This window comes from Arthrobacter sp. NPDC057388, from assembly GCF_042668165.1.
GTDB lineage: Bacteria > Actinomycetota > Actinomycetes > Actinomycetales > Micrococcaceae > Arthrobacter.
Window position 1 is genome coordinate 1 of sequence record NZ_JBHVBL010000076.1, and the last position, 10,530, is coordinate 10,530.

A 10,530-nucleotide genomic window follows, 5' to 3' on the forward strand; every position below is an offset into this window, starting at 1 on the left:
CGCACAGGCTGCGCCTGTGCGGGCGGTTTCATGTTGTCGTACTGGCTCTGGCCTTGGCGTCAGGCCTTGGCTGCCACCGTAGCGGCCGGGGTTTCCGCGACGCCGTGGTGGTGCGCCACCATGGTCTGCTCGTCGAACGGTTCCTGGCCGGACAGCACCCGGTTGACCTGTTCGCCGTCGACTTCCTTGACCCAGGTGCCGATCAGCAGCGTGGCGACGGCGTTGCCGGTGAAGTTGGTCAGGGCACGGGCCTCGGACATGAAGCGGTCGATGCCCACGATCATACCGACGCCCCCGAGGAGTTCCGGCTTGTGCGCCTGCAGGCCGGCAGCGAGGGTGGCCAGGCCGGCGCCGGTGACGCCTGCCGCACCCTTGGAGGCGATGATCATGAAGACCAGCAGGGAGATCTGGGCGCCGAGGTCCAGCGGGGTGCCCATGGCGTTGGCCACGAAGAGGGAAGCCATGGTCAGGTAGATGGCCGTGCCGTCCAGGTTGAAGGAGTAGCCGGTCGGAACCGTCACGCCGACCACCGGCTTGGAGACACCGAGGTGCTCCATCTTGGCGATGAGGCGCGGCAGGGCGGCTTCAGAGGAGGACGTCGAGAAGATCAGCAGGTATTCGCGGGCCAGGTACTTCATCAGCTTGAAGATGTTCACGCCGGTGACAACCTGCAGCAGTCCGCCGAGGATGACGACGATGAACACGGCGCAGGTGATGTAGAAGGCGATCATCAGCGTGAACATGCTCACGATGGCCTGGAAGCCGGTGGCGCCGACCACTGCGGCGATGGCACCGAAGGCACCCACGGGGGCAAGCCACATGATCATGATCAGGATGCGGAACACCAGCGCCTGGCCGTGGCCGATCGCCTTCAGGATCGGTGCGCCCTGCGGGCCCATCTTCTGCAGCGCGAAGCCGACGAGGATGGCGGCGAGCAGGGTGGGCAGCACCGGAATGTCCCCGGGAATGATGCCGAGCAGGAAGTCAACGGTGCTGTCCGTGGCCGCCTTCTTATTGGGGTCGTACGGCGTGAGCTTGAGCCCCTCACCCGGGTGGATGAGGTTGCCGACGACGAGGCCGATCGCCAGGGCGAAAGTGGACATCACGACGAAGTAGCCCAGCGCCAGCCCGCCGACCTTGCCGACGGTGGCTGCCTTGGCGATGGAACCGATGCCCAGCACGATGGTGCAGAAGATCACGGGGGCGATCATCATCTTGATCAGCTTGATGAAGCCGTCACCGAGGGGCTTGAGGGATTTTCCGACCTCGGGGAACAGCAGTCCCACCAGAGCGCCGAGAACGACTGCGGCGATGACCGCAATGTAGAGGTAATGGGACTTGTCGAGTCCCTTACGCTCGGCTTTAGCCGGCGCTGCCGACTCTCCTCGTTGAGAAGCCATGTTGTCTCTCCTTATGGATAATCTGGAAGACGCTTCGGCACAATCTCTGGGCTCCGCGCGTCGGTCCTTTGTGACTTCCATCATTGGCCACGGAGTGACTTGGCTCACCGTTGCGTTCATATTGGTCATGGGAGGTGTTGATGATCCACCGCTGGAGCATCGCGAGGCGGCTGTTCGTCGCGAACCTGCTGTTCATGCTGGCCCTGACGGCCATCGTCGGGACGGCCGTTTTCGTGGACGCCCGCGACCATGCCTATGACGAGGCCGGCCGGAGGATGAGTGCACTGGCGACGTCCATCGCGGACAACCCTCTGGTGTTGCAGGCGGCAGGGACAGGTAACCCGTCGGCGCAGCTGCAGCCGTACGCGTTGAAGGTCATGGCCGATTCCGGGGCCGATTTCATCACCATCATGGCCCCGGACCGGACGCGCTGGACCCACCCGCTGGACGAGGAGCTAGGCAAGCCATATATCGGGTCGATCGAACAGGCTCTCCAGGGTCACGTATTCACCGAGATCACGGCCGGAACGCTGGGGCCGTCGGTGCGTACGATCGCCCCGGTGAAGGATGCCCGCGGTGCGGTCCGCGCGCTCGTGGCAGCCGGCGTGACCGTCAATACAGTTGACGTGGCGGTCTCCGGCAGGCTGCCTGCGCTGCTGGCCGTATCCGGCTCGCTGCTGGCAGGCGGATCGCTGGCGTCGTGGTTTCTGGGCCGCTACCTGCGCCGGGTGACCAGGGGGTGGGGACCCGAGCAGCTGGCCCAGCTGTTCGCCTACTACGAATCGGTGCTCCACTCGGTCCGGGAGGGCGTTGTCCTGATAGACCCCGCCGGAAGGGTGGTCATCTACAACGACCAGGCGGCGGAGCTGCTGGGGCTGGAGCCGCGGGAAGCGGAGGACGACCACGCGGCCACGCCGCTGCTCGCTGACCTGCCCCTCGCCCCGAGCCTGAAGGAGCTTTTTGAATCAGGCCGGACGGCCCACGATGAAATCCACCTCACGCATAACGGCGTACTTGTGGTCAACCAGCGCCCGGCTGTGGGTCCAGGCTCCCCGTCGGAGCGGCAGCGGGACAGGCTCTTCGGAACCGTGGCCACGATCCGCGACCGCACCGAGATCGAGTCCCTGGGCACCGAGCTTGAAAGCATGCGGACATTGTCCGATGCGCTCCGCGCACAGACCCACGAACATGCAAACCGGCTGCACACGATGGTCTCCCTGCTGGAGCTGGGAAGGACCGACGAGGCCCTCGACTTTGCTACCAGGGACCTTGAGCTGAGCCAGCAGCTGACGGACGACATGGTCGGTTCGGTCCAGGAGCCCGTGCTGAGCGCGCTGGTGATGGGCAAGGCGGCTCAAGCCCACGAGCGCGGAGTGGAGCTGGTGGTCGAGGCGAGCGGACCGACCCTTGGCGGGGACCTTGCCGTACAGGACCTCGTCACGGTCCTCGGCAACCTGTTGGACAATGCCATCGACGCCGCCGCCGACGCCCCTGCACCCAGGCGCGTAGAGCTGCGGGTGGACACATCGGGCGGCGGCATGGAGATCACCGTGCAGGATACGGGCAAGGGCATTGACCCTTCGGCCGTGGACGATGTGTTCCGCTACGGTTTCAGCACCAAGAAGGCCGGACCCTTCGGCCGCGGCCTTGGCCTTGCCCTGGTGAAACAGGCCGTCCAGCGCCTGGCCGGTACCATGACCATCAGCAGTGCGAGCACCGGCGGTGCGCGTTTCGACATCGCGCTTCCCGCCGGCCCGTTCCCGCCTGGAACTGTCCAACCCGCCGTCCCGCCGGGCACGGCCACCCCGAGTCTCCCGGAGGAGCACACGTGACAGACATCCGAGTCCTCGTCGTCGAGGATGAGCCCGTCGCAGCCGCGGCACACGCCGCCTACGTGGGCAGGGTGGACGGCTTCACGCTGGCGGGATCGGCCCCGGACGGACAGTCGGCGCTCCGGATGCTCACCGAGTTCTCCGCCGCCGGCAGCCCGGTGGAGCTGGTTCTGCTGGACATGAACCTGCCGGACCTGCATGGCCTCGACATTGCGCGAAGGATGCGCTCCGCGGGGCACTTCGCCGACATCATCGCCATCACAGCTGTCCGGGAACTGGCGATTGTCCGCAGCGCCGTCTCCATCGGCGTCGTGCAATATCTCATCAAGCCGTTCACGTATTCCACTTTCGCGGACAAGCTGGAAAGCTACCGGCAGTTCCGTGAGCAGCTGGCTGGACCGGAAGCTGGGTCAGCGAAGGCGGCCGCATCGCAGAGCGATGTGGACCAGGCGTTCGCGAGCCTGCGGGCACCGTCGGAGCTGCCGCTGCCCAAGGGCCTGGCGCCCTCAACGCTCGACGCCGTCCGCGACTTTATGAAGGAACAGCCGGGTGCCGTCTCGGCCACCGAAGTCATGACCGCCCTGGGTATGTCGAGGGTGACGGCGCGCCGCTACCTTGAGTACCTGGCCGACGCCGGAACGGTGTCCCGGACGGCCCGCTACGGCGCTCCCGGCCGGCCGGAGAACGAATACCGCTGGTCCCGGTCCTGACACCTGACCGGCATGCTTGGCTTCTACAGCGAATCATCACCCAGGGCCCTGTTCATGACCGGCCCTTGAAGCATTCCAATGTCTCAACGGAGTGAATGTAGAGCAGGGGCCTGGGATCAAAGCCGCATTCTAGGCGGCCGTCCAGGTTGGCCAGTCAGGCAACGGGTCCGGCGGCAGCGGCAGTCCTTGGCCGTACACAGCCTGCAGCCACCGAACACTGTCGGAGTCCTCGGGTGCCACCGAAGATTCCGGAACCCGGTAGCTGGCCAGGCCCGGGTAGCCGTCGAAGTCATCGGGCTCGTCTGGCTGATCCGGAGAATCAAGCCAGTCGGGCGGCTCCGGCAAAGCTTGTTCCGGTGGCGCGCCGAACCAGCCCGGCGGCTCCGGGCAGTCCCGGTCGGGTGGCGCGACTGACTCACCTTGGCAGGGAGATAGTTCTGGCCAGGTGGGTGGTTCCCAGTCCTGGTGTTCGGCCGGGTAGTGGCGCCCGGCGGGTGAGGTCCAGCCGGGCGGGTGGTCCTTGGTGGCGCCGACCGGTCTCCACGCGGTGGCGTGTTTGAGCCGGTGGTGCTTGGGGCAGGGCTGGCCGAGGTTGGCCACGCCGGTGCCGCCGCCGTCGGCCCAGGCGAGGATGTGGTCGGCGTCGTTGTCCAGGGAATGGTTGCTGCAGCCGGGGAACGAGCATCTGGCGTCGCGGAGGCGGAGCCAGTGGCGCATCGGTTTGGTCAGCCGGTAGCTGGTGCGTCCGATCTCCAGCGGTGCCCCGTCCCGCGGGTCGGTCAGGACCCGGAAGAACGAGGTTGCGCCGTCGGCGACGAGCCGGCGGGCCATCGCGGGTGGGATCGGCCCGTACCCGTCCAGGGTGGCGGGCTCGTCCGTCATGCCGAGTAGCGCGAACACCGGAACTGTGACCAGCACCTGCGCTGCCGGGGACGGCACATCACCAGCCAGGCCGGAGCCGGTTGTGGCGTCACCTGCGGGAACACCCTCTTTTCCGTCTGCTCCGTGGGTCCCATGTGCTCTGTGGTTTGGGGTGAGCAGCAAGGTGGAAAAGACATCGACCCGGAGCTGGGTGAGGGTGCGGGTTTCGGTGGGCCCTTGGAGACCGCGTGCGATGGCGGTGGTGCGGTTCCAGATCCCCGCGGCCTGGTCCGCGGGCAGGTACGCCGACAGCCAGGCCATGCCGTCCCGGTCCGGGGTGTACTCCAGCCGCCGGTCCTTCACGCTGTGCTGGTGCCGTTTTTCGATGCTGTCCTGGTGGTGCCGTTCCCGCCAGTACCGGGCCTTGGCCCGGAACCTCGCCGGGGCCAGGTCCCCCGCAAAGCAGCCCCGCGCCGCGCCGGGAGCGTCCGGGTCCAGGAAGTGGGCCTCGAACGCCGCGGCCGCTTCAGGTGACAGCCCTTCGGTCTCATCACACATGATCCGCGCGTGCTGCCACGAAATGCTTCCCGCCTGCAGCGCGGCAAGAGTCACCGGCAGTTCCGTGGTCAGCAGGCCCGATTCAACCAGCAACCGTTCGGCAGCGCCTTCGCTGATGGTCAGCGCGCCGGCCACCTCCGCCCTCACGGCCATCTGCTGGGAGATCAAGTCCTGCGGGCTTTTGCCCTGGACTGCCATGGCCGCGTCCGCCGTGACGTAGCCGGCAGCAAGATCCACCTTCACAGCCGCAAGCCGGGCCTCCATCCCCGCCACCCCGGTCAGCCCGTCCAGGCACGCAGTTGCCAGCTCCCCCAAAGGGTCAACGGGATCCGGCTCGAAACCAGCGTCCCCCGAACCCGGGTCAGCGGCCCTGCGGACCTCGGCAGCCATCGCCAAGGCAGAGGCAGCAATAGCCTCCAACGCCTCCGCAACAGCCATGCCGTTATCCATATCCACAGTATGAGGAGGGGCACTGACATTCTTTGCCGCGCTATCGGAGGTGAGCCGGCCGACCCGGCCACCGCCGTCGTTCCCCGCCGCAGAAGCCAACCCGCCGGCACCCGGCACAACGTCCCGGTGCGCGGCGTGTCCCCCAATACCTTCCATAGACCCATTCTGGTCAGGGGCACTGACATTCTTACCGGCGCTGCCGCAAAGCGCGGCACCGTTCGCCCTTCCTACTTCGCCCAGGCACCAGAATGGCACAGATCCGAACGCACGCAACCTCAAGTATGTATACACAGGGGCGGATAATGGGCGCTAGATGCGCCCAGCCTCTAGGCAAACGCGACCTCTCTGTATACACTCAGACCAATGGGCGAGATAAGGAGGCGGGATGCGAGCAAGTGACAGGGCGTACGCCGCACTGCGCGACGACATCATCGAATGGCGCCTCCTCCCCGGCACCGTATTGGCCGAGGTGGAGCAGTCCGCGCGGCTCGGAGTCTCCCGGACGCCACTGCGCGAGGCCCTGAGCCGGCTGACGGCGGAAGGGCTGACGGCGGCGGGGGGCCGCGGCGTCGTCGTCACCGATATCTCCCTGGACGACATCGATGAACTGTTCGAGCTCCGCGAGACCCTCGAAGGCAAAGCGGCTGCCCTGGCTGCACAGCGCGGCGACGCCGGGATCTTCCGCAAACTGCAGGAAGAACTGCTGGCAGCACCTGCCCTGCTGAGCTCCCCCGATCCCGTGCGGCACGACTACTACGAGCTCGTCGGCCGCCTCGATGCCGCCATCGACGAAGCCATTTCCAACTCCTACCTGGCACAGGCCATGCGCAGCCTGCGCGTCCACCTGGTCCGGGTCCGCAGGCTGGCCGTCGACGACCAGGCCCGGCTGACCGCCGCCGCAGCCGAACATGCGGCCATCGCCGAAGCGATCGCCGCCGGAAATCCCCGGCTGGCCGAAGCGGCCACCACCGTGCACCTGCACCGCAGTCTTTCCCACGTGAAAGCCGTCCACACATCCGCCCAGAAGGAGACCCATGGTTAAGGAACACCACGTCCGCGTCTACAAGAGCGAGGAAAACCTCCCGCGCGAACAGCAGCTGGCACACAAGATCGCAGTGGTGGCAGCAGACCCCGTGGCCGTTACCGATGACGTCACGGACATGGTTATCAACCGCATCATCGACAACGCCTCGGTGGCCGTTGCCTCCCTGAACCGCGCACCCATCGTGGCGGCGCGGGCACAGGCCCTCACGCACGCACCGTCCAGCGGCGGCAAGGGGGCCAAGGTCTTCGGCATCGGCGAGCGTGTCTCCCCGGAGTGGGCTGCCTGGGCCAACGGGGTGGCCGTCCGCGAACTTGATTACCATGACACGTTCCTGGCTGCGGACTACTCGCACCCCGGTGACAACATTCCGCCGATCCTTGCCGTCGCCCAGCATGTGGGGTCAAGCGGCGCGGACCTGATCCGGGGCATCGCCACCGGCTATGAGATCCAGGTGAACCTGGTCAAGGCGATCTGCCTGCACAAGCACAAGATCGACCACGTCGCCCACCTTGGCCCCTCGGCGGCCGCCGGCATCGGCACTCTGCTGGGGCTCGACGTCGAAACCATCTTCCAGTCTGTCGGCCAGGCCCTGCACACCACCACCGCAACGCGGCAGTCCCGCAAGGGCGAGATCTCCACTTGGAAGGCGCACGCCCCGGCCTTCGCCGGGAAAATGGCGGTCGAAGCGGTGGATAGGTCCATGCGCGGACAGACCTCCCCGGTGCCGATCTACGAGGGCGAGGACGGCGTTATCGCCTGGTTGCTGGACGGCCCGGACGCCTCCTACGAGGTTCCGCTGCCGGAGAAGGGCGAAGCCAAGCGCGCCATCCTGGACACCTACACCAAGGAACACTCCGCCGAGTACCAGGCCCAGGCCTGGATCGACCTCGCCCGCAAGCTCAACCGGGAGCACCCCGAAGCCACCGATCCTGCGAACGTGAAGTCCGTCCTGATCAAGACCAGCCACCACACCCACTACGTGATCGGCTCCGGCGCCAACGATCCGCAAAAGTACGATCCCACGGCCAGCCGGGAGACTTTGGACCACTCCATCCCGTACATTTTCACCGTCGCGCTGCAGGACGGATCATGGCACCACGTGGACTCCTACTCCCCCGAACGGGCCGCCCGGCCGGACACGGTGGAGCTGTGGCAGAAGGTCTCCACGGTGGAGGATCCGGAGTGGACCCGTCGGTACCACTCGCTGGACATCTCCGAGAAGGCCTTCGGCGGTTCCGTGGAAATCACGCTCACGGACGGCACCGTCATCCGCGACGAAATCGCCGTGGCGGACGCCCACCCCCTGGGTGCCCGGCCGTTCACCCGCGAGCAGTACGTCAACAAATTCCGCACCCTGGCAGAAGGCCTCGTGGCGGAAGATGAGATCGAAAGGTTCCTGGCCGCCGTCGAACGCCTCCCCGAACTGGCCGCCGGCGAACTGGACCAGCTCAACATCACCGCGGCGCCCGGCGTCATCGACTTCAGCGCCGCACCCAAGGGACTGTTCTAGATGCTGTACTCAAAAACCACGCCGGAGCAGAAGCGCCGCAAATTCAGGGAGCTGCTCGGCTCCGGAACCATCCAGCAGTTTCCGGGCGCGTTCAACCCGCTCTCGGCCCGGCTGATCGAGGAGAAGGGCTTCGCCGGGGTGTATATCTCCGGCGCCGTCCTCGCCAATGACCTGGGCCTGCCGGACATCGGCCTCACCACCCTCACCGAGGTGGCCACAAGGGCCGGGCAGATCGCCCGCATGACCGATCTGCCGTCCATCGTGGATGCCGACACCGGCTTCGGCGAGCCCATGAACGTGGCCCGAAGTGTCCAGGAACTCGAAAACGCCGGGCTGGCGGGCTGCCACATCGAGGACCAGTTCAACCCCAAGCGCTGCGGCCACCTCGACGGCAAGAACGTCGTGGACCTGGATACCGCCACCAAGCGGATCAGGGCTGCAGCCGATGCCCGCCGGGACCCGAACTTCCTGATCATGGCCCGCACGGACATCCGTGCGGTGGAAGGGCTGGACGCGGCAAAGGACCGGGCCAGGGCCCTGGTGGACGCCGGCGCCGACGCCATCTTCCCCGAAGCCATGAAGGACCTTGCTGAGTTCCAGGCCATCCGCGATGCCGTGGACGTGCCGATCCTGGCCAACATGACCGAGTTCGGCAAGAGCGACCTCTTCACCGTCCGCCAGCTGCAGGAAGTCGGCGTCAACATGGTGATTTATCCGGTCACCCTGCTCCGTAGTGCCATGGGGGCGGCTGAGCGTACTCTGGACTCAATTAGGGCAGACGGAACGCAGGAGGCACAGGTAGGGAGCATGCTGACGCGCGCGCGGCTGTATGACCTGGTGGATTACGAGGCCTACAACCGCTTTGATACCGGCGTTTTTAATTTCCGGATTCCCGGAACTGAATGACGCCCATATCCCCGCAGGACCACCGGCCGGTCCGGCCGGTAATCGGACGCAAGGAACGAAGGAGTTCAGCATGGCTGACGTAGAGATCAAGAAGGGCCTCGATGGCGTGGTGGTGGATTACACCGCTGTCTCGAAGGTCAATCCCGACACGAACTCACTGCTGTACCGCGGCTACCCCGTTCAGGAGCTCGCCGCCAGGTGCAGCTTCGAAGAGGTGGCTTACCTGCTGTGGAACGGCGAGCTGCCGTCATCCGCCGAACTGGGTGACTTCACGGCCCGCGAACGCGCGGGCCGGCGGCTGGATCCCGTGGTCAAGCAGGTGGTTGACGCCCTCCCGACGACGGCCCATCCCATGGATGTCTGCCGCACCGCTGCATCGGTGATGGGCGCCCGCCATGAGCTTGCGGAGGATTCCTCCCGCGAGGCGAACATGGCCAAGGCCCTGGACCTCTTTGCCGCGATGCCCGCGGTGGTGGCGTACGATCAGCGGCGGCGGCGCGGCCAGGACCTCATCGAACCGCGGGACGACCTTGGCTACTCGGCCAACTTCCTCTGGATGACGTTCGGTGAGGAAGCCGTTGCCGAGGTGGTGGAGGCCTTCAACGTCTCCATGATTCTGTACGCCGAGCACTCCTTCAACGCCTCCACCTTCACCGGCCGCGTCATCATGTCCACGCTCTCGGACCTCCATTCAGCCGTGACCGGGGCCATCGGCGCACTCAAGGGCCCGCTGCACGGCGGGGCCAACGAGGCCGTCATGCACACGTTCGACGAGATCGGGATCCGTCCCGAGGAGTCGCTCGAGGAGGCCGCCGACCGCGCCAAGGCCTGGATGGAGAACGCCCTGGCGCAGAAGAAGAAGGTCATGGGCTTCGGCCACCGGGTCTACAAGCACGGCGATTCCCGGGTGCCCACCATGAAGGCGGCCCTCGACAAGATGATTGCCCACTTCGGCCGCCCCGAACTGCTGGGCCTGTACAACGGGCTGGAATCGGCGATGGACGAGGCCAAGGGCATCAAGCCGAACCTCGATTACCCCGCCGGTCCGACCTACCACCTGATGGGCTTCGACACGAACATGTTCACGCCCCTGTTCGTCGCCAGCCGCATCACCGGCTGGACGGCCCACTTCATGGAGCAGCTGAACGCGAACTCGCTCATCCGCCCGCTGAGCGAATACAACGGTCCGGACGAGCGGCACGTTCCGTAGGCTCTCACGTGTAAACGCGTACGACGCCGGGCCGGTCACCTTTCGGTC

At 66.3% G+C, this 10,530-nt stretch carries 8 protein-coding genes; 6 read left to right on the forward strand and 2 right to left on the reverse strand.

Annotation, left to right across the window (positions count from 1 at the left end; genetic code table 11):
- Window positions 1–59 precede the first annotated feature (59 nt).
- Entirely contained in the window at window positions 60–1,400 is a 1,341-nt protein-coding gene (locus ACFUTU_RS20665; protein ID WP_377967736.1) for a cation:dicarboxylate symporter family transporter, read from the reverse strand.
- A 140-nt stretch (window positions 1,401–1,540) separates the two neighbouring features.
- Between ACFUTU_RS20665 and ACFUTU_RS20670 the strand changes: the two genes are divergently transcribed.
- Both ACFUTU_RS20670 and ACFUTU_RS20675 read left to right on the forward strand, forming a co-directional pair.
- Entirely contained in the window at window positions 1,541–3,232 is a 1,692-nt protein-coding gene (locus ACFUTU_RS20670) for an ATP-binding protein (RefSeq protein ID WP_377967738.1), read from the forward strand.
- The gene (locus tag ACFUTU_RS20675) at window positions 3,229–3,942 is read left to right on the forward strand and encodes a response regulator (RefSeq protein ID WP_377967740.1); all 714 of its coding nucleotides are present in this window, start codon (window positions 3,229–3,231) and stop codon (window positions 3,940–3,942) included. The genes ACFUTU_RS20670 and ACFUTU_RS20675 overlap by 4 nt, the downstream gene beginning before the upstream one ends.
- A 129-nt stretch (window positions 3,943–4,071) precedes the next feature.
- Here ACFUTU_RS20675 and ACFUTU_RS20680 read toward each other — a convergent pair whose 3' ends face one another.
- Window positions 4,072–5,799, reverse strand: coding sequence for a DUF222 domain-containing protein (locus tag ACFUTU_RS20680; RefSeq protein WP_377967742.1), 1,728 nt, complete (start codon window positions 5,797–5,799; stop codon window positions 4,072–4,074).
- 397 nt (window positions 5,800–6,196) lie between these two features.
- Here ACFUTU_RS20680 and ACFUTU_RS20685 point away from each other — a divergent pair, with 397 nt between their 5' ends.
- The 4 genes from ACFUTU_RS20685 (at window position 6,197) to ACFUTU_RS20700 (ending at window position 10,482) form a co-directional block, all read left to right on the forward strand.
- Window positions 6,197–6,853 (forward strand): GntR family transcriptional regulator, encoded by a 657-nt coding sequence (locus ACFUTU_RS20685; protein WP_377967744.1) that lies wholly within the window; start codon window positions 6,197–6,199, stop codon window positions 6,851–6,853.
- On the forward strand, window positions 6,846–8,366 hold the full coding sequence (locus ACFUTU_RS20690; protein ID WP_377967746.1) for an MmgE/PrpD family protein: 1,521 nt from the start codon (window positions 6,846–6,848) through the stop codon (window positions 8,364–8,366). The genes ACFUTU_RS20685 and ACFUTU_RS20690 overlap by 8 nt, the downstream gene beginning before the upstream one ends.
- Complete coding sequence (prpB, locus tag ACFUTU_RS20695; protein WP_377967748.1) at window positions 8,367–9,272, forward strand: methylisocitrate lyase; 906 nt, start codon at window positions 8,367–8,369, stop codon at window positions 9,270–9,272.
- 70 nt (window positions 9,273–9,342) lie between these two features.
- Window positions 9,343–10,482 carry a bifunctional 2-methylcitrate synthase/citrate synthase gene (locus tag ACFUTU_RS20700; RefSeq protein ID WP_377967750.1) on the forward strand — a complete coding sequence of 380 codons (1,140 nt, stop codon included), beginning with the start codon at window positions 9,343–9,345 and terminating at the stop codon, window positions 10,480–10,482.
- Window positions 10,483–10,530 lie beyond the last annotated feature (48 nt).